General features: G+C 46.3%; 1 protein-coding gene. It reads right to left on the bottom strand.

The genetic code is table 11. The annotated features are described in order from the left end of the window. The coding region (locus tag AC1M87_RS14835; protein ID WP_481594130.1) for a GA-like domain-containing protein at window positions 1-296 on the bottom strand (296 nt) is incomplete at both ends.

The raw sequence follows: 296 nt of genomic DNA on the forward strand, positions 1-296 counted from the left end.
CTGTTTTCGCAGCAAGTGCATCATCACGTGCTTGAGTCAGTGCAGTAAGTTCTGTTGGGGTGATGAGGCCATTGGCATTTGCATCGATCAGCGCTTGTTCTGCCGCTGCATATGCTGCTTCTGCTGCCTCTACTGCTGCTTCAGCCGCTGCTAGAGCTTCACCAATATCATCAACAACACCATCTTCATCTTCGTCATTTACTGTTGGTAAAGTGATATCAACCAGATCATTTAAACGACCTTGTAGCGCATCTTTTTCTGCTTGTACTGCCTCAGGTAATGCTGTCACTTTTGTT

It is taken from the genome of Acinetobacter sp. 24-47-62, assembly GCF_056779765.1.